Genomic DNA, 18,371 nt, shown 5'->3' with positions numbered 1-18,371 from the left:
AAACTGACGAATATGGGGTGATCCATGGACTTCGACGCCGAACTGATCCGCGCTCTTCAGGAAGACGGTCGCGCCAGCATCCGCTCGCTGTCGCTGCGCCTCGGACAGTCGAGAGCCGCGGTCGCCGCCCGACTGCGCACGATGCTCGACGACCGCACCGTGCGCGTCGTGGCAGCGGTGGATCCGGTGTTCCTCGGTCAGCACGTGCTCGCGCACGTGTCGATCCGCACCGATGGGGCCGTGGAGATCGTCGCCGAGCACTTGCGCGACATGAGCGAGACCGTGCTCGTCTCGGCGGTCGGCGGTGCCCACGATCTCGTCACCGAGGTGCGCCTGGGCACCATGGCGGATCTGCACGACCTGCTGGCGCAGATCCGAGCGATCGACGGCGTGCTCGACATCAACACGATCATCTACTCGACCGTCGTGAAGGGCTTCTTCGTCTCGGAGTACCACGGTGACGTCACGCTCGACACGGTCGATGAAGACCTCATCGAACGGCTGCAGTCCGACGGACGCATGAGCTTCCGTGCACTCGGCGAGGCCGTGCGCCTCTCCCCCTCGGCTGTCGCGACCCGGGTGCAGCGACTGATCGACGGCGGGGTGATCAAGATCAGCGCTGTCGAGGCCAGGGGTCTCGCGCACCGACAGCTGTCGATGGGCGTCGGCCTCAATCTCAACCACGATGACGAGGCGGTGATCGAGGAGCTGAAGACCGGGCGAGGGATCGACTTCGCCGCCCGCACCCTCGGGCGCTTCGACGCGGTGGCCACGCTGGTCGAGCCGTCTGCGGGAGCGCTGTACGCGAGTCTCGAGCGGCTGAGGTCGCTGGCCGGCGTCACCCGCATCGAGGCGTGGCTGCACCTGGCCGTGCTCAAAGAGGACTACGCGCGGATGCTGCGCGAGCCGATGCCCCACCCCTGACGTGCGGCGCGCCGTCACCGTCCGTTCACCGCGCGCCGCCAGACTGCGATCATGAGCGAATCCCCGCAGAGCGGCGCGGTGCCCGAGCCCGCCGCGACGGCGAACAGCGGCGCGGTCGGCGTGATCGGCCTCGACCTGCGCGGCGAGACCCCCGCACCGAAGAAGCAGGTCTACTCGTGGGCGCTGTGGGACTGGGCGACGCAGCCCTTCAACACCGTCATCCTCACCTTCATCTTCACGGCGCTGTATCTCACGACCGAGGCGTTCCTTCCGGCGGAGATCGCCGGCCTCGACGCGAAGGACCCGATCCGCGAGGCAGCCGAGGCGGACCTCGCCTCGGGTCTGGGCCTCGGGTCGACGATCGCCGGGATCGCGATCCTCCTGATCGCACCGGTGCTGGGTCAGCGCGCGGATGCCGCGGGGCGCCAGAAGCTCTGGCTCGGGATCGGCACCGGGGCGCTCGTCGCCTGCATGCTCGGGCTGTGGTTCGTCGAACCGACGCCGACGCTGTTCTGGCTCGGCGTCGCGTTGATCTCGGCAGGGTCCGTCTTCGGCGAGATCGCCGCGGTCAACTCGAACGCCATGCTGATCGGCATCGCGAACCCGAAGACCGTCGGGCGCATCTCGGGCCTCGGCTGGGGCTTCGGCTACATCGGCGGCATCCTCGCACTGGTGCTCGTCGTCGTCTTCTACGTCTTCGACTGGTTCGGCCTGCCGGATGACGCGGGACTGCCGTTCCGCATCATCGCTGTCGCCTGTGCGCTCTGGGCGATCGTCTTCTCGATCCCGATCTTCCTCAACGTGCCGGAGCCGTCGCTCGGACGCCCCGAACGCAAGGTCGGCTTCTTCGCCTCCTACGGCCTGCTGGTGAAGGACGTCGTCGGCCTGTACCGCAACCCCGACACTCGTCAGACGTTCTGGTTCCTGCTGTCGAGCGCCGTGTTCCGCGACGGGCTCGGCGGCGTCTTCGCCTTCGGCGCCGTGATCGCCAGCCAGGTGTTCGACTTCGGCTTCCTCGACCTCGTGATCTTCGGCATCGCCGCGAACCTCATCGCGGGCGTCTCGACGATCATCGCCGGGCGCTACGACGACCGCTTCGGCCCGAAGCGGATCATCCTCGTCTCCCTCGCCGCCATGGTTGTCGCAGGCCTCGCGGTGTTCTTCCTGGTGGATGCCGGAACGGTCGTCTTCTGGATCGGCGGCCTGGTGCTCTGCGCCTTCGTCGGCCCCGCCCAGGCGGCGTCGCGGTCGTTCCTCGCCCGCATCACGCCCGCCGGGCGCGAGGGAGAGATCTTCGGCCTGTATGCGACGACCGGGCGGGCGGCGAGCTGGATGGCATCGGGCGCCTGGACTCTGCTGATCGTGCTTTCGGGCTCGACGTCGTACGGCATCCTGGGCATCGTGCTGGTGCTGATCGCCGGGTTCCTGCTGCTGCTGCCGGTGAAGGCGACGCAGCGCGGCTGAGGGGCGATGCGGGAGTAGCCTGACCGCGTGACGGTCATCATCGCTTTTCTCGCCAACATCCTCGTCGCGATCGCCAAGACGATCGCTGCGGTGATCACGTCTTCGGCGTCGATGGTCGCCGAGGCGGCGCATTCGTGGGCGGATGCCGGCAACGAGGTGTTCCTGCTCATCGCCGACCGCCGGGGCGCGAGGGTGAAGGATGAGCGGCATCCGCTCGGCTACGGACGTGCGGCGTTCGTGTGGTCGTTGATCGCGGCGTTCGGGATCTTCACCGCGGGGTCGATCGTGTCGATCATGCACGGCGTGCAGGAACTCGCCGAGACAGGCCCCGTAGAGAGCCCCGGGGTGGCGTACACCGTGCTCGGCATCGCCTTCGTGCTCGAGGGTGCGTCGTTCACGCAGGCGATGGTGAAGTCGCGACGGTTGGCGCGCGAGCGCGGATCGTCGACCTGGGACTATGTGCTCGAGACCAGCGACACGACGCTGCGGGCGGTGTTCTTCGAGGACATGGCCGCCCTGATCGGGCTGGTGATCGCGGCCGGTGCGATCGCGATGCACCAGATCACCGGAGTCGCCGCGTGGGATGCCGTGGGGTCGATCCTCGTCGGCGTGCTGCTCGGGGTGGTCGCGATCATCCTCATCGGCCGCAACATCGCCTTTCTCGTGGGCTCGAACGCGTCGCCCGCATTGCGCGATCGCGTCGGGCGCGCACTGCTCTCGTCGCCGCAGATCCAGCGGCTCACCTATCTGCACATCGAGTACGTGGGCCCGAACCGACTCTTCATCGTCGCCGAGGTCGATCTCACCGGAGACGCCCGTGAACACGATGTGGCCCGGAGCCTGCGCGCGATCGAACAGCAGATCGAGGCGCATCCGGTCGTCGAGACCGTGGTGCTGTCGCTGTCGGTCGACGACGAGAAGTCGCTGGAGTTCGGCGAGGTCTCCTGAACCTCTCACGCTGGACGCCGAATCATCCGGCGGGAGCAAGGGCCGACTCTTCCGGAAGACTGAGCCGCGGGGTGCGCCATCGCTGTGCCGGATCCCACCATGCCGGTCCCCGCACTTGCGGAATGCCGTCGTTCATCCGGATCTCCCACCCGGACGTGCCCAGACTTCGGTGGTGCCACCAGCACAACGGCACACCGTTGTCCGTATGCGTCGGCCCACCCCTGGCGTGCTCGGTGACGTGGTGGATCTCGCACCACGACGCCGACACGTGACGCCCCGGGATGAGACACTCCCTGTCGCGCGCGATGATCGCGCGGCGTTGGTGCACCGAGAACACCCGATCCGTCGTGGTGATCCCGATGATCCGACCCTCGGCGAGAAGGACCCGCTGTATCGTCCCCGAGCATCCGACGTGCGAGGCGACACTCGCGGGCAGCTGTCCCCACGCACCGCTGACGCTCGCGCGCCCAGTGCCGTTCTCGAGGTCCTTCGCATCCACCGTCACGACCAGAGTCGGGGACGCGCCGCCGAGAGTGGGCATGTCTCGGTGTCGGGCGGCGATCGCCAGGGCGACGGCGAATGCGTCGTGCCGCTTCTGCGCCGCCGTGCGGTCATCGATGACGGCACGCGGATCAGAGTTGTACGGATCGTCGTCGTCGGCCGCGCCCGAATCGGTGGGGGTGAACGCCACGCCCGGCATCGGCGGCCCGTCGCCCTTGGGGTTGTTCACCGCATCGAGGATCAGCTCGAGCTGGGCCGCGACCTCGGGCGTCAGGTATCCCTTGATCGACCGCAGTCCGTCGCGTACCCGCCCGAGGGTTATCCCCCGGCGGCGGGCAGGCTCATCGCCGGGCTCGTCTCCGTCGGGGTCGAGCAGCGAGACCAACGTCTCTGCAAGGAGCTTCAGCTCGTCGAGCGTCGGGGCCGGGCCCTGCACCTCTGCGCCGGGGCCGGCCTGCGGGTCGGGCCTGACGCCCCTCGCCGCACGGGCGAGGCACTCGTCGGCATCGAGCCGGTCAACGGCGCTGATGCGATATGACACCTTCTCGATCGGCTCGGTTGCGGCGAGCATCCCGGCGACTCCGATCGCACCGTCGAGCATCGCCTCTCGCAGCGCCGGCCACCGTGCAGGCATGCGGTCGCCGGAGACCAGGTTCACCCTCCGCCGCACCAGATCGACGACCTTCCCGACGCGCGTCGCCCCGCGCAGGTCTGTCAGCAGCGTGCGCTGCAGCAGTTCGCTCTGCGTGCGGCATCCGGTGGAATGCGGGAACTCCACCGCATCCCCCGTCGCGATCGTCTCGACCACCACGGCCTCGACCCGACGGAACGCTGCGCCCGCCGCCTGCAGCACCTCCACCCGTTCTGCGTCGGACAATCCGGCGAGCGCGTCATCGGACAGCACCCGATCGAGGTCGGCGACGACCTGATCGAGGAGGGCGCGAGTGCGGGATGACATGACTCCATCCAACTCGGGGCCGCCGACATTCAGAACGCAGAATCGAGCACTTTTCGACCAGATCAGAAGCATATTCCGGAACACCGGATGAGCGTTCCGGAACACCGGTCAGCGATCGCGGAACACCGGCGATCGGTAACGCCGGCCGACAGCGCACGTCACGTGCGTGCTCAGCTCTCCCAGTTGTCGGCGAGCTTGTTCAGCAGCGTCGCGAGCTGGTCGCGCTCGTCATCGGTGAAGGCCGCGAGCGCCTTCCCCAGCGCCTCTCGCCGTTCGCCCCGCATCCCACGGGCGATCTTCCGCCCCTCGTCGGTCAGCGCGATCCGGGTGCGCCGCGCATCGTCGGGGTCGGCCTCACGGCGCACGAAGCCGTGTGCGACCCCCTGCTGCACGAGCCTCGATGCTCGGGGCTGGTCGACGCCGATCGCCGCACCGAGGTCACTGACGCTGAGCGGGGCCGACGCCGCGGCGAGCGCCTCGAGCATCCGCATGCGAGCCGGTCCGCCGAAGCGTCCGGACGGGTCGTTCATCCAGGGCGGCATGCCCGGGTGCCCAGGCCGCCCGTGCCCGTGATGCCCCTGGTCGGAATGGCCCGAATGGCCCGAACCGTCTGCGTGGTCGTCATGGTCCGCGTGGTCGGAGTGCGGCCCGCCGTGCCACCCGTGCGGCCCGCCCATGCCTCGCGGGCCACGCCCGCGCTCGCCAGGACGTCGTCCGCGCAGACGCGACAGGGCGCGGGCTATGGCCTCGGCGGGGTCATTCTCAGCGGAGCTCACAATTCGATTTTACATGCGACTTGACATGGATCGTTACTGCATGTCACACTACATATACATGCATAGTGACAAGCACATGCCCCATGACATCTAAGGATTCCACTCATGAACACCTCTGACACTCAGAACACAGACAGCACCCACCGCCCCTTCGGCTACTGGCTGAAGGCCGTCGACCGCCTGATGGCGGCCGAGTTCGACTCCGCATTCGAGGGCGAGCACGCCAGCCGCCGCGACTGGCGGATCCTCAACGTCATCGATGGCACCGCGCCCGCCCGTCGCCCTCTGAACGCCCACAAGCTGCACGCCCTCGTCGAGCGTGGCTGGGTCGTCGCCGACGGCGACGGCTGGACGCTGACCGACGACGGCCGTGCGGCCAAGGAGCGCCTCGGCGGCATCGTCGACGGCATCCGCGCCAAGGTCACGGACGCCGTGAGCCCCGAAGACCTCGAGACCACGATGAACTCGCTCGAGCAGATCGCCCGTGCGTTCGGCTGGGACGAAGAGACTCCGCTCCCCCGTGGACGCGGTCGTCGTCACGGCTTCGGACCCCGCGGCTTCGGTCGCGGCTTCGCGCCCGAACACGGGTTCGGCCCCGGCCGTCCCGGACGTGGCTTCGGCCGTCGCCACGGACACCCGTTCGGACGTGGTCGCGGCTTCGCACCCGGGTTCGACTCCGAGCACGAGCACGAGCACGAGCACGGAGCGGATGCCGAGCTCAGCGGCCACGACTGCGGACACCGCGGGCACCCGGGGCACGACCGCTTCGCGGACGCGCACGATCGCGCGAACCACGGTCGCGCAGGCGCCGGGCACGCAGGCGGCGGGCACGAGCACAGCAGGCACGAAGGGCCCCGCCACGGCGAGCACCGCGTCGCCCGAGCGGCGCAGCACGCCTATGAGCGCGGCTTCGACGCCGGGTTCTCCCGCGGTCGCGACGCCTGACGGCATCCGTCAGCAGGCACCTGATCCACAGAACGCCCCGTTCGCTCCGGCGAACGGGGCGTTCGCCGTTCACCGGGAATGGGGCCACCTCCTACCGGAGAGCGGGAAGGACGACTTCGTCCACCAGCTGCACCACCGCATCCGGTTCGAGCGCACGCCGGCGCAGACTGATGCTGCCGAACGCGGCGGTCGGCACGAGACCCGCGACGAGCGCGACCGGAGCGTCCGCCCGGACCTCGCCCCGCTCGATCCACCGCTCTATCACCGCGCCGAGCGCTGCGACGGGCGGTCCCCCGACCACTCGATAGGCGACGTCGCGCAACTCGTCGTCGCGGCCGATCTCGCTCAGGATGCTGGCGAGCACGCCCGCCGTCCGTTCATCCGCCTGGGCGAAGTGCATAGCCGCGGCGATGAGATCACCGCGGAGCGTTCCGGTGTCCGGAACCGCGGCGGTCACCTGCAGCGCCCGGACAGCCGCCACGACGAGTTCGGCCTTGTTCTCCCAGCGACGGTAGATGGCGGACCGTCCGCAGCGCGCACGATCAGCGACCGCGCCGATCGTCGTGCCGGCATAGCCGTTCTCGATGAGGAGCTCCTGAACCGCGTCGAGGATCGCCCTCTCGACGCCGGGGTCGCGGGGACGCCCTGCGCGCCGATTCGATTCGTCTTCGCTCATCGCACCCCATTGTATGTTCCGGTATCGAGCAGTACCGTTATATCCGGTACTGATCAGTACCGGAATAAGATCAGCGAAGGAGTCGTCATGGTCACCACCACCGCCCGCGGAGATCGGCACGCCACCGGTTCACGGTTGCGTCGCGCCCTCATACTCGCCGCCGCCGTGGCCATCGCGATCGCGGCGAACTCCATGGTCGCCCTCATCGCCGTTGCCGCCGGCGCGCCGACGACCTACGGCCCGCTGACGTTCCCCGCCTTCAGCCTGTTCACCACCGTGGGCGTCGTCGCCGGGTGGATCGGATGGTCGCTCGTGCGCCGCCACGCGCGCGACCCCCGCCGCACTCTCACCATGGTCGTGCCGATCGTGACCGTGGCGTCGTTCGTCCCCGACGTTCTGCTGCTCGCCCTGCGCTTCATCCCCGGGACGACAGTGAGCGCCGTCATCGCGCTGATGGTCATGCACCTCGTGGTCGTCGCCGTGGCAGTGCCCGCGTACATGTGGGCGTCGCGGTTGAGCTGACGGGAACCCGCTGCATGTCAGACGGCGCGGCCCTCCGGACGGAGCAACCGAGAGGCACCGAGGAGTTCGATGCCGAGCAGATGGCCGTCCTCGTCGAAATCGAGGAACAGCTCACCCGAGACGCCGTCCGGCAGGTCGACCGGAACGGTTCGTGCAACCTCGCCGTCGGCGATCGGAGCACCCAGAGTCACATAGGCGGCATCGACCTCGGGGTCGTATCTCAGATCACCCATGCCACAGCGACCCGTCGACCGTCGCAGGCTCGCCAGTCGCCAGCGCGAACGACACGTTCGTGCCGAGATAGACGGCCCCGGCGATCGCTGCCACGAGCAAGACGATGAGGAACGCGAAGATCACGAAAGTCAGCGCGCCGTATCCGCCTGACGTCGGCGCCTCGGGCGCGACGGACGGCTGCGCCCAGTCCTCCGCGACCGGTGCAGGCTGGTCGCCGGTGAGGATCGCCGGCTTCGGCCGCGATCGGCGCGTCGACGGAAGCATCGCCTCCGGGGGAGGCGGCGGGATCACCGCATCCGGAATCGCAGACTCCGACGGAGGCGGCGGAATGACCGCATCCGGAATCGCAGACTCCGACGGAGGCGGCGGGATCAGACCGTCGGGGATCGGGATCTCGGCCGGCGGCGGCGGAACGACAGCGTCCTCCGACGGGATGTACGGATCTCTGCTGTCACCGCTCATGTCAGCCCCCTACGGCTCCGACGTCGGTCGTTCCGACGTCGGTCTTGTGGAAGTTCTGGAACGAGCGGGATGCCGTGGGCCCGCGCTGTCCCTGGTAGCGGTTGCCGTACGGACCGGAGCCGTACGGATTCTCAGCCGGAGAGGTCAGCCGGAAGAAGCACAACTGTCCGATCTTCATGCCCGGCCACAGCTTGATCGGCAGCGTCGCGACATTCGCGAGCTCGAGCGTCACGTGCCCCGTGAAGCCGGGGTCGATGAAGCCCGCGGTCGAGTGCGTGATCAGCCCCAGGCGACCGAGTGACGATTTGCCCTCGAGGCGGGCAGCGATGTCATCGGCCAGCGAGACCTGCTCGAACGTCGCGCCGAGCGCGAACTCACCGGGGTGCAGGATGAACGGCTCGTCGGGGTCGACCTCGATCAGCCGAGTCAGCTCCGGCTGATCGACCGACGGGTCGATGAACGGGTACTTGTGGTTGTCGAAGAGACGGAAGTAGCGGTCGAGGCGCACGTCGATGCTCGACGGCTGGATCATCTCCGGCTCGTGCGGGTCGAGACCGATGTGGCCGGAGGCGAGTTCTGCTCTGATGTCGCGGTCGCTGAGAAGCACGGCCCCAGCCTAGTCACCACACGCGGCCGACACTTTGGCCATGACGGATCGTGCGGGTAGGCTTGCGTTCACCCGCTCCTCGGATGCGGGTACGGGGCTGTAGTTCAATGGCAGAACTTCTGCTTCCCAAGCAGATAGCGCGGGTTCGATTCCCGTCAGCCCCTCCATATATGTGACGCCCCGCTCGCTGTTCCCGCGACGCACTCCGGCACCTCCTCGTAGATCCATCACGGATTCGTCGGTGGGTGGTCGAGGGTGATGACGAGTTTCCGTGCCGATACGCCAAGGCGAAGGGTGTCGATGGCTTCTTGGATGGCCGAAAGCCCGTGTCCTGCGATGTGGGCCTCCGGGTAGAGGTGGTGGCTGCCCGAAGCGAGAGCGGCAGGGAGATTCCCGCCCCAGACGGCCGGACCCACGGGAGACGTGGCGATGGCGCTCCCCCAGATGAATGATGCCCTGATGCCGCGAGCGCGACTGCGCACCTGCAGGAGGGCGGTCTTCGTTCCGAGCTTCAGGAAGAGGCGGATGCGGGCGAGGGAGAGACCGCCACGCCGGGGTTGTTCGTAGAACGAGACGGGAGGGCTCGCCATCGCGATCCGCGTGGCACCGGTGGCGCGGGCGATCCTCAGACAGGGTTCGGCCGATCCCACCGCGACGGCGAGGATCCCCGCCACGGCGGAACCGCCGACGGCTTCGACGATGCGATTCGCCGCTTTCGGGTCGCGATAGTCGAAGGCGGCTTCTGCGCCCAGCCGCCTCATCCGGTCGTGGTTCTTCGCAGAGGCCGTCGTGATGACGCGATAACCGGCCGCTCGGGCGAGTTGGATCGCATTGCCTCCGACGGCTGTCGCGCCGCCCCAGATCACGACGACCTCATCGCGATGCGCCGCGTCTCCGAGACGGGAGTAGTCCAGTCCCAGCTGCTCCTTCTCGAACAGGCCGGCCGCCGCTGTGGACACCGCCAGCGGCAGGACGGCGGCATCCTCGAAAGCGGTGGTGGCCGGCAGAGCGGCGGCCAGGCTCGCGTCGACCGCGACGTAGGTCTGGAAGCCGCTCTCGGAGACGGCATCCCGCCCCTTCTCCAAGCCCATCGCATACGCCACGACGCGGTCTCCGACGGCGAAGTCGTCCACGCCCGCTCCGGTCTCGACGACCACGCCCGCGACGTCCTCCCCGAGGATCACCGGGTAGCGCAACCATCCGTACATGACAGTGCCGTTGGACTGGATGATCGCATCGAGCGGATTCACCGCCACCGCATGCACCTCGAGCAAGAGCTGCCCCGCCCCCGGCTTCGGCATCGGGGCATCTCGAATCGTCAGGTCCGCATAGGCGGAATCGATCCACGCCGCAGTGTTGTCGCTCATTTTCCTCTGCTCTCCGTATCCGATGACATCTCGTGTCATCACGATCGAGCTTACGACAGTTCGTGTCATCATTGCTGTATGCCTCGATGGTCACCGGATGCTGCACTGCGGTTGGAAGCTGCAGCGATGAACCTGTTCACCGACCAGGGGTACTCGGGAACCACGGTTCCCCAGATCGCCGAGGCGGCGGGACTGACCACGCGGACGTTCTTCCGCCACTTCTCCGACAAACGGGATGTCCTGTTCCTCCGAGATCGCGAGTTCCCCCAAGCGGTGAGCGACTTCATGGAGTCCATCCCGCAGGAACGCGGCGGGACGGCCACCGTGCGCGCAGGCCTCGCGGCAGCATGCCGAGGCCTCCAGGAGTGGCGGGAGCAGATCGGACGTCGACGCAGCATCATCCGCAGCGAACCCGCGCTGCACGAACGCGATCTTCTGCGCAGTCACTACCTCGCGCGCGCCATCGAACGGTCACTGAACCAGCGCGGCATCGCCCCTGAGCACGCACATACCCTGGCCGCCCTCGCCGTGACGTGTTTCGACCTCGCGATGGACCGATGGCTGGAGGGCCCCTCCGATCTCTCACTCGAGGATGCCCTGACTGCGGTGTGGACCGACATGCAGGGATGGATCAACGGGTGACATCGCCGGCGGGAGCGATCGTTCTTCGGCGCGTCACGCGTCGGTAGCTGTCAGAGGTCTTCCCAGGGGGTGAACTCGACCGTCACGTCGTCTCCGTCGACCGTGTACGTGCCGATGAGATCGGTCCTATAGTCGGTCGTGCCGGTTCCGGACGAGGCTCCCCCCTCCGGGCGGTACCAGAAGACGACGTCGATCATGAATCGGTGGTCGGTTCGAAAGGTCACGTTGTACGGCGCCTGGATGACCCCGATCGTCGACGGATCCTGTTGCCTCAGGAGCAGAGGACAGGCCGCATCCGCCGAGGTACCGGGTTCGACACACGCGTCGGCTCGGTCGTTCGCGGCATCCGTCAGAGCCGTCTGCAGTGCCTCCGTCGCCGCGACCGAGAGTTCGGCCGTCGCTGTCGGCGGGACGGCTGCCAGCTCATCGGGCGCGACTGTGAAGTAGGTACCCAGGTCTGGGCCGATCAGGTCATAGACGGCGGGATACACCTGCACCGGCTCCGACCGCGAGTCCGCAGACACCCCGGCGACATCCTTCACAGCGAGCTCGAGTTCGGTGCCGGCGAGATCGACCTGCTCCACACCCGTGAGGGAGATGCTGTCCCGCACGGCCACGGTCGCCTCGACGGTCAGCGGCGAGTCGGGTCGCCATCCCGGCTGCAGCAGCCAGTAGGCACCCGCATCTCGCGTCATCGTGAACGTATGGGTGAAAGTCTGCGAGGCGAGCTCCATCACAGCCCTCACCTCCGCGGTGTCGCCCTCATGCGTGGTCGTGGTGACGGACACCACCTCGATACGCTCGGTGGAAGCACCGAGAATGTCGTCGGTCAGGTACGTCGCATCGATACCGGATGCATCCGGGTCGACGATCTGCGCGGCGGTGGAGGCATCGCCGTCGGCGATCGCCGCGAGGTACGAGTGCACTGCCTCCGACGGATCACTGGAGTTCGCCACCAGCGCTGCGGCGGTCAGATAACCGCCGACCGCAAGCGCGACGGCACCCAGTGTGATCCACACGCGCCGCTCGCGTCGAGCCGCAGGCGCCGTCGGTGAACTGCCAGTCGTCGAAGCTGTCGTCACTGATCGATCCCTGTCCCTGAGGTCCTCATCGAGCTGTCCGACTCAGACTACGGCGACACCCGGATACCGACCCTCCGCGAGCTCCACATGTGTGACGACTCCTTCACGGAGAGTCAGCGCCGCGGCTTCCGGGCCTCGATGAGCGTGCGAGACGAGTGAGCGACGAACGGGCCCTCCTGCAGCCGCTCGTGCAGACTCTGCAGACGCTCGCGGTGCGAAGCGGAGTCGAAGCCCGGCACCAGCCAGATCACCTTTCTCAGGAACCACACGATCGCGCCGACGTCGTGGAACTCGATACGCAGGCGCTCCGTGCGCAGATCGACGACGTCGAGACCGGCCGCCCTCGCCTCCGACGCCTCGACTTCGGGGTCTCGGCGACTGCGGATCTCCGTGGGCTGCGGCCCGAGGAACTCCTCGACGAGCTCGAACGCGCTCGCCGGCCCGACGTGCTGCGCGAGGTAGCTGCCGCCGGGTGCGAGCACCCTCGAGACCTCCGCCCAGTCGACGGCCACCGGATGCCTACTCGAGACCAGAGCGAAGCTGTCGTCCGCGAACGGCAGGGGCTGCCCCTCCGTCACGCGGACGACGACCACTCCGCGCGGCTGCAGACGCGCGGCGGCGCGCGTGAGGTTCGGTGGCCAGGACTCGGTCGCCGCGGCGAGCGGCGGGAGCGTGGGTGCCGTGTCGAGGACCTCGCCACCCCCGGTCTCCAGGTCGAGGAGAGAGGGGACCACGGCGATGCGCCGAGCGAGCAGCTCCGAGAAGCGCCACGTCGGACGCTGCTCCGTCGCGTGGCCGTCGATCCATCCGAAGTCCCAGCCGTCGACCGACGCGGCGTCGGCCTCGGCGATCAGAGCATCGACATCCTGAGCGGACGCCCGCTCCGTCGCCCCCGCCCGTTCCTGCGGGCTCATCCGACCCGCTCCAGTCGGGCCTCCTCGGATCGAGCGGTGTCGAAGCGCGGCACGGCGTCGAGCAGCTCCCGGGTGTACTCGTGGTGCGGATGCTCGAGCACGATGTCCGCCGACCCCGTCTCGACGACGCGTCCGTCCGACAGCACCGTGACCTCGTCGGCGATCTGGCGGATCAGTCCGAGGTCGTGCGAGATGAACAGGTAGCTGAGGTCGCGCTCGTCGCGCAGGTCGAGCAGCAGCTCGATGACCTGCGCCTGAACCGAGACGTCGAGCGCCGATGTCGGCTCGTCGAGCACGAGCACGGACGGCGCGATCACCAGGGTCCTCGCGAGCGCCACGCGCTGACGCTGCCCGCCGGACACCTCGCGTGCACGTCGTCCGAGCGAACTCGCCGGCAGAGCCACCTGATCGATGATCTCGGCGACGCGGCGCCGTCGCTCGACGGCCGAGCGCACCCCGTGGATGCGCAGCGGCTCCTCGATGATCTGCCTGATCGTCGAGCGCGGATCCACTGCCGACAGCGGGTTCTGGTAGACGAGCTGCAGCTGCCGCGCGAACGGATTGGCGACCGACGGGGTCTGCGGCAGGTCGCGACCGGCGACGGCTACTGCACCGTCGTCGAACGACGTCAGTCCAGCGGCGATGCGCGCGAGGGTCGACTTTCCCGATCCGGATTCGCCCACCAGCGCATGGATGCTGCCGCGTCGGAGAGTCAGCGAGACGTCGTCGAGCGCCTTCGGCGCATCCGGGTCGCGACCATACCGCTTGGAGACCCCGGCGACCTCGACCACGGCTTCCCGCTCCGCACCGGCATCCGAGGTCTCGCGTCGGGTGTCCCTCTGCGCGATCCGATCCCGGTACCGAAGCGGCGAGGACGCCGGTGAATCCGAGAGCAGGCGGATCGTGTACGGATGCCGCGGGTCGGACAGCACCTCGTCGGCGCGCCCCTGCTCGCGGATCTCGCCGTCCTGCAGCACCACGATCGCGTCGCTGCGCTCCTGCGCGAGCGCGAGATCGTGGGTGATGAACAGGATGCCGAGGCCCAGCTCGTCGCGGAGCCCGTCGAGGAGATCGAGAATGCGGCGCTGCACTGTCACGTCGAGCGCAGAGGTCGGCTCGTCTGCGATGAGCAGCTGCGGGCTCGCGGCGATCGCGATCGCGATGAGCACGCGCTGCAGCTGGCCACCGGAGAGCTCATGCGGGTACGCCCTGACCCGCGACGCGGCGTCACGGATGCCGACGTGCTCGAGCAGCTCGACGACCTTCGAGGGCACGTCGACCCTCGCGACCTCTCCCGATACGGCGACGGCCTGTGCGATCTGGGTGCCTATGCGCTGCAGCGGGTCGAGTGAGCTGAGCGGATCCTGCGGGACGAAGCCGAGGGTCGTGCCGCGCAGCGGACGCCACTGCCTGCTCGACCTCTGTGCGACGTCGTGGCCCGCGACCTGGATGCGCCCTGAGGTCACCCGGCCGTTCACGGGGAGGAGCCCGGCGACCGCGCGAGCGATCGTGCTCTTGCCCGAGCCCGACTGGCCGACCAGCGAGACCGTCTCACCGCGACCGACCTCGAACGAGATCTCGCTCACACTCCGCAGCGGTCGGCGCGAACCGGGCACCGAGTACCCGACGGCGAGGGAATCGACCACGAGCGGCAGCGGCCTCTCGGGCACGGCATGGAGGCCGGGGGCGGCCTGGCCACCGAGATGCTGAGCCAGGTGCGGGTGGGTAGTGCCGGTCATGCTGCGGTCCTTCCACGGGAGAGCTGGCTGAGGCGACTGATGGCGAGTACGGTGACGCCGATCACGAGTCCGGGCACGATGACGAGCCACGGCGAGGAGACCACGTACTGGCGCCCCTCCGAGACCAGCAATCCCCATTCGGGCTCGGGTGGCGGCGCGCCGTAACCGAGGAAGCTGAGCCCGGAGATCCAGATGATCGCGAGACCGAACTGCAGTGCCGTGAGCGACAGCACGGCCGAGTACGAGTTCGGCAGCACATGCCTGATGAGGACGTGGAGGCGTGACCCGCCGAGGTGATGGCTCGCCTCGACGAACGGCAGGTCCTTCACGGTCAGCACCTCGGAGCGCATGATGCGGGTGAAGGCCGCGATCGAGGAGATACCGACGGCGACGGCAGCGTTGAGTGTGCCGAAGCCCAGCGCGACGATCACGACCATCGCGAGCAGCAGGCCCGGGATCGACAGGAGAACGTCGACGATCCGGCTGATCACCGCGTCGACGATCCCGGCGAACGAGGCGGCGATCAGACCGAGCACGGTGCCGACGCCGAGGCCGATGAGGACGGCGACCGCGGAGCCGAGCAGGGTCCGACCGGTGCCGTGTACGATCCTCGACAGCACGTCGCGGCCGAGGTAGTCGGTGCCGAACCAATGCGCTGCGGACGGTGCGGCGAGTGGATTCGCATCGTCAGGTGCGAGCGGGTCGTAGGGCGCCAGGAGTCCCGGCGCGAGCACCGAGAGCAGCACGAGAGCGAGGACGAGGAGCGCCAGGAGGTCGCCGAATCCGAGCCGGGCGGTGAGGCGACGGAAGGCACTCGGCTCGACGTCCACGGTGTCGTGGACGGAGGCGGGGAGTCTGTCGAGTGCAGTCGTCATGCGAGCACGCTCTCTTCCTGGACGGGGGCGGACGACGACGGGCCGAGCGGACGACTGCGACCGTCCGCGGCGGCTGACCGCCGTCTCGACTGCGCGGTCACCCGGCCGGGGGTGACGATGCGAGGATCGAGGATCGGGTAGAGCAGGTCGGTGATCAGATTGATGCCGACGTAGATGGCGGAGATGAGGATCACGACCGCCAGCACCACGGGCGTGTCCTGATCGCGGACGCTCTCGAACGTGATGAACCCGAGCCCGGTGCGTGTGAAGACGGCTTCGACGATCACCGCACCGGCGAGAAGCTCTCCCACGATCAGAGCGAGCATCGTGATCGACGGGATCGCCCCGTTCTTGAGCACGTGTCCGAGCGCGATCCTCGACTCGCTGCGCCCTTTGGCGCGGAGCACCGTGACGAACGGCTCGTCGGCCGCTTTGCGCAGACCTTGGATGAGCACCTGCGACAGCGGCCCGTTCACCGCGAGGGCGAGCGTGAGCGCCGGGAGCACATACGACACGAATCCCTCATCGCGCACCGACGAGACCCAGCCGAGCTGGAACGAGAAGACCGCGAGGAGCACGAAGCCGATGAGGAAGCTCGGTGCCGAGATGGAGGCGATCGGCAGGGCGCTCGCGAAACTGCGCACGGCCTTCCAGGGCGCGTACACGGCGACCAGGGCGGTCGCCAACGCGATCACGATCGTGAAGACGAAGGCGATCGCGGCGAGGACGATCGTGTCGGAGAGCCCCTGGGCCACGAGTTCCGACACGGGCCGGTTGCTGACGAGCGAGAATCCGAGATCGCCCTGGAAGAGACGGCTCACGGCCAGGAAGAACTGCTCCACGGGTGAGAGGTCGAAGTGATAGTACGCCCGCAACGCCTCTGCCGCGGACGGCGGCAGCGGATTGAGCGGGCTGATGAGCTTGTTCTCGATCGGATCGCCGGGGAGTACGAAGAGCGCGAAGAACACGAGGGTGTAGACGAGAGCGATCACGAGCAGCGCCTGCGCGATGCGGCGGACGACGTAGGTGCGGTACTGCATTCGGGCCTCCTTGCGGCCATCGGGCGTTCCGACGGGAGGGCGTCGCGCGCGGCGCCCTCCCGTCGGGTCAGTCCTCGATCGAGGCGTTGTAGAACTCCGGCAGAGCGCCGTCCGTGAGGCGGAAGCCCTTCACGTGCTGCTGGGTGACGTACACCTGGCTGTCGTTCAGGATCGGGACCACGTACGCCTGATCGATCAGATAGTCCTGGATCTGTCCGAGAATCGCCGTCCGGGCCTCATCGTCGGTCGCGGCATACTGCGAGTCCAGCAGCGACTGCAGGGTCTGGTCGGACCCGGCGAGGCCGAGCAGATCCGAGCCTGCCGAGCCGTAGTACTCGCTGAGACCCTTCGAGGCGTCCGGGTGCGGCCATCCCACCCGCAGCGGTCCGACTTCGGGGTCTGCGAAGGCGGTCGCCCAGTAGGTCGAGTAGTCGAGCTCGTTCAGCGCCAGCTCGATGCCTACGTCCTTGAACTGGTTCTGGATCTGCTGGAAGAGACTCTTCGCGGTGTTGTCGTAGACGTCGATGTAGGTCTTGAGCGTCAGGCGCTCGCCGCCCTTGGTGCGATAGCCGTCGGAGTCGCGCTCCGTCCATCCCGCCGCGTCGAGCAGGCTGTTCGCCTCATCGGGGTCGTACTCGAACTTCGCCGACTCGTCGACGTAACCGAAGGTGCCCGGCGACAGCACCGAGCTCGCGGCCGTCCAGCTCTCGGTGTACTGAGTCTCGATGATCTGCTCGCGGTCGATCGCATGCAGCAGGGCTCTGCGCACCTGGATGTCGTCGAAGTGCGGGGCGCCGGGACGCAGGAACCACTGGTTGCTCAGGCCGACGCCGGTCTTCGAGACGATCTCATACCCGGCATCCGCGAGTCCCTGCTCTTCACTGGGCTGGACGTAACGGATCACGTCGGCCTCCCCCGACGTGAGGGTGCCGAGCCGAACGCTGTCCTCCTGCACGGGGATCACGGTGACCTGGGCGAGGTGCGCCTCGCCCTGGTTCGGCGAGCTCTCTGGCGCCCAGGCGTAGCCGTCGCGGCGCTCGAGCACGATCTCCTTGCCGTAGGTCTCCGAGGTGACGACGAAGGGCCCGCTCCCGATCAGGTTCACGAACTTCGACTGATCCTCCTTGCTCGCGTCGATCGTCGCATCCGCGACGAGGCCGGAGCCCCAGCCGGTGAGCACGTTGAGGAACGGCGCGTACGGCTCGGGGAGCGTGACGGTCACCGTGCGGCTCGCGTCGTCGGCGGTCGCCGCCAGACCGCTCGGGAACTGGGCGTTCGGGGTGGTGCCCACCGCTTCGTCGCCCGCGGATTGCCACTCGAGGTTCTTCGCGACGCTCGACGCGTCGAGATCAGTGCCGTCGCTGTAGGTGACGCCGTCACGGATCACGAACGTGTAGGTGAGGCCGTCAGGGCTGACCGTCCACGACTCGGCGATCCAGGGCTCCAGCTGGTTCGTGTCGGGGTTGCGGTACAGCAGCCGGTCGGTGATGTTCTGCTGCAGTGCACGCGTCTGCCACGTGCCGGACTCCTGCACCTGCGCGGAGGTGGGGATCTCGGCGTCGAGGTACACGAGGGATCCGCCGTCGGCGTCGGTGGACGCCGGCTGGGCGGAGCAGCCGACGAGCGCGATGCTGAGCGCGGCGACGGCTGCGGCGGCGAGTCTGACTCGTCGTCCGGTGATTCGGGACATGGCGG

19 protein-coding genes and 1 tRNA gene are annotated in these 18,371 nt (G+C 68.3%); 7 read left to right on the top strand and 13 right to left on the bottom strand.

Going from position 1 to position 18,371, the window contains the following annotated elements:
• The first annotated feature begins 24 nt into the window (after positions 1–24).
• From OB895_RS13095 to OB895_RS13085, 3 genes are read left to right on the top strand one after another with little or no spacing between them, the layout of a single operon-like run.
• Positions 25–924 carry an Lrp/AsnC family transcriptional regulator gene (locus OB895_RS13095; RefSeq protein WP_311877920.1) on the top strand — a complete coding sequence of 300 codons (900 nt, stop codon included), beginning with the start codon at positions 25–27 and terminating at the stop codon, positions 922–924.
• Positions 925–975: 51 nt separating this feature from the next.
• The gene (locus OB895_RS13090; RefSeq protein WP_042536853.1) at positions 976–2,388 is read left to right on the top strand and encodes an MFS transporter; all 1,413 of its coding nucleotides are present in this window, start codon (positions 976–978) and stop codon (positions 2,386–2,388) included.
• A 27-nt stretch (positions 2,389–2,415) separates the two neighbouring features.
• Positions 2,416–3,336: a cation diffusion facilitator family transporter gene (locus tag OB895_RS13085; protein WP_311877919.1), complete on the top strand. Its 921-nt coding sequence runs from the start codon at positions 2,416–2,418 to the stop codon at positions 3,334–3,336.
• 22 nt (positions 3,337–3,358) lie between these two features.
• On the opposite strand, the gene OB895_RS13080 is transcribed toward OB895_RS13085, so the two are convergent.
• The gene (locus OB895_RS13080; protein WP_311877918.1) at positions 3,359–4,795 is read right to left on the bottom strand and encodes an HNH endonuclease signature motif containing protein; all 1,437 of its coding nucleotides are present in this window, start codon (positions 4,793–4,795) and stop codon (positions 3,359–3,361) included.
• Positions 4,796–4,965: 170 nt separating this feature from the next.
• Positions 4,966–5,571, bottom strand: coding sequence for a MarR family winged helix-turn-helix transcriptional regulator (locus OB895_RS13075; protein WP_311877917.1), 606 nt, complete (start codon positions 5,569–5,571; stop codon positions 4,966–4,968).
• A gap of 105 nt (positions 5,572–5,676) precedes the next feature.
• On the opposite strand from OB895_RS13075, the gene OB895_RS13070 reads away from it, so the two are divergent.
• Positions 5,677–6,516: a MarR family winged helix-turn-helix transcriptional regulator gene (locus OB895_RS13070; RefSeq protein WP_311877916.1), complete on the top strand. Its 840-nt coding sequence runs from the start codon at positions 5,677–5,679 to the stop codon at positions 6,514–6,516.
• Positions 6,517–6,607: 91 nt separating this feature from the next.
• Here the strand turns inward: OB895_RS13070 and OB895_RS13065 are convergent, their stop codons facing one another.
• Entirely contained in the window at positions 6,608–7,192 is a 585-nt protein-coding gene (locus OB895_RS13065; protein WP_311877915.1) for a TetR/AcrR family transcriptional regulator, read from the bottom strand.
• Between the two features lie 87 nt (positions 7,193–7,279).
• Between OB895_RS13065 and OB895_RS13060 the strand changes: the two genes are divergently transcribed.
• Positions 7,280–7,714, top strand: coding sequence for a DUF6069 family protein (locus OB895_RS13060; RefSeq protein ID WP_311877914.1), 435 nt, complete (start codon positions 7,280–7,282; stop codon positions 7,712–7,714).
• A 17-nt stretch (positions 7,715–7,731) separates the two neighbouring features.
• Here OB895_RS13060 and OB895_RS13055 read toward each other — a convergent pair whose 3' ends face one another.
• Genes OB895_RS13055 through dcd form a run of 3 tightly spaced genes read right to left on the bottom strand, consistent with a single transcriptional unit; the run spans position 7,732 to position 9,017 of the window.
• Positions 7,732–7,947, bottom strand: coding sequence for a DUF2283 domain-containing protein (locus OB895_RS13055; RefSeq protein WP_042536860.1), 216 nt, complete (start codon positions 7,945–7,947; stop codon positions 7,732–7,734).
• The gene (locus tag OB895_RS13050) at positions 7,940–8,410 is read right to left on the bottom strand and encodes a hypothetical protein (protein WP_042536861.1); all 471 of its coding nucleotides are present in this window, start codon (positions 8,408–8,410) and stop codon (positions 7,940–7,942) included. Before OB895_RS13050 ends, OB895_RS13055 begins: the two co-directional genes overlap by 8 nt.
• Position 8,411: 1 nt before the next feature.
• Positions 8,412–9,017 (bottom strand): dCTP deaminase, encoded by a 606-nt coding sequence (gene dcd / locus OB895_RS13045; protein WP_042536862.1) that lies wholly within the window; start codon positions 9,015–9,017, stop codon positions 8,412–8,414.
• A gap of 93 nt (positions 9,018–9,110) precedes the next feature.
• Between dcd and OB895_RS13040 the strand changes: the two genes are divergently transcribed.
• A tRNA-Gly gene (locus OB895_RS13040) sits at positions 9,111–9,184 on the top strand.
• Between the two features lie 60 nt (positions 9,185–9,244).
• Here OB895_RS13040 and OB895_RS13035 read toward each other — a convergent pair.
• On the bottom strand, positions 9,245–10,384 hold the full coding sequence (locus OB895_RS13035; RefSeq protein WP_311877913.1) for a zinc-binding alcohol dehydrogenase family protein: 1,140 nt from the start codon (positions 10,382–10,384) through the stop codon (positions 9,245–9,247).
• A 126-nt stretch (positions 10,385–10,510) separates the two neighbouring features.
• On the opposite strand from OB895_RS13035, the gene OB895_RS13030 reads away from it, so the two are divergent.
• Complete coding sequence (locus tag OB895_RS13030; RefSeq protein WP_052492815.1) at positions 10,511–11,026, top strand: TetR/AcrR family transcriptional regulator; 516 nt, start codon at positions 10,511–10,513, stop codon at positions 11,024–11,026.
• A 50-nt stretch (positions 11,027–11,076) separates the two neighbouring features.
• Here OB895_RS13030 and OB895_RS13025 read toward each other — a convergent pair whose 3' ends face one another.
• The 6 genes from OB895_RS13025 to OB895_RS13000 all read right to left on the bottom strand — a co-directional run bounded on the left by OB895_RS13025 (position 11,077) and on the right by OB895_RS13000 (position 18,366).
• Complete coding sequence (locus OB895_RS13025; RefSeq protein ID WP_311877912.1) at positions 11,077–12,045, bottom strand: hypothetical protein; 969 nt, start codon at positions 12,043–12,045, stop codon at positions 11,077–11,079.
• A 176-nt stretch (positions 12,046–12,221) separates the two neighbouring features.
• On the bottom strand, positions 12,222–13,022 hold the full coding sequence (locus OB895_RS13020) for a class I SAM-dependent methyltransferase (protein ID WP_311877911.1): 801 nt from the start codon (positions 13,020–13,022) through the stop codon (positions 12,222–12,224).
• Positions 13,019–14,761 carry a dipeptide ABC transporter ATP-binding protein gene (locus OB895_RS13015; protein WP_311877910.1) on the bottom strand — a complete coding sequence of 581 codons (1,743 nt, stop codon included), beginning with the start codon at positions 14,759–14,761 and terminating at the stop codon, positions 13,019–13,021. The genes OB895_RS13020 and OB895_RS13015 overlap by 4 nt, the downstream gene beginning before the upstream one ends.
• The gene (locus tag OB895_RS13010) at positions 14,758–15,636 is read right to left on the bottom strand and encodes an ABC transporter permease (RefSeq protein WP_311877909.1); all 879 of its coding nucleotides are present in this window, start codon (positions 15,634–15,636) and stop codon (positions 14,758–14,760) included. The genes OB895_RS13015 and OB895_RS13010 overlap by 4 nt, the downstream gene beginning before the upstream one ends.
• The gene (locus tag OB895_RS13005; RefSeq protein ID WP_311877908.1) at positions 15,633–16,676 is read right to left on the bottom strand and encodes an ABC transporter permease; all 1,044 of its coding nucleotides are present in this window, start codon (positions 16,674–16,676) and stop codon (positions 15,633–15,635) included. The genes OB895_RS13010 and OB895_RS13005 overlap by 4 nt, the downstream gene beginning before the upstream one ends.
• 67 nt (positions 16,677–16,743) lie before the next feature.
• The gene (locus OB895_RS13000) at positions 16,744–18,366 is read right to left on the bottom strand and encodes an ABC transporter substrate-binding protein (protein ID WP_311877907.1); all 1,623 of its coding nucleotides are present in this window, start codon (positions 18,364–18,366) and stop codon (positions 16,744–16,746) included.
• Between the last annotated feature and the right edge of the window lie 5 nt (positions 18,367–18,371).

Source organism: Microbacterium forte, assembly GCF_031885415.1.
Classification (GTDB): Bacteria; Actinomycetota; Actinomycetes; order Actinomycetales; family Microbacteriaceae; genus Microbacterium; species Microbacterium forte.
The sequence above is the reverse complement of the archived record's forward strand: the minus strand, read 5'-3'. Positions and strand labels throughout refer to the sequence as shown.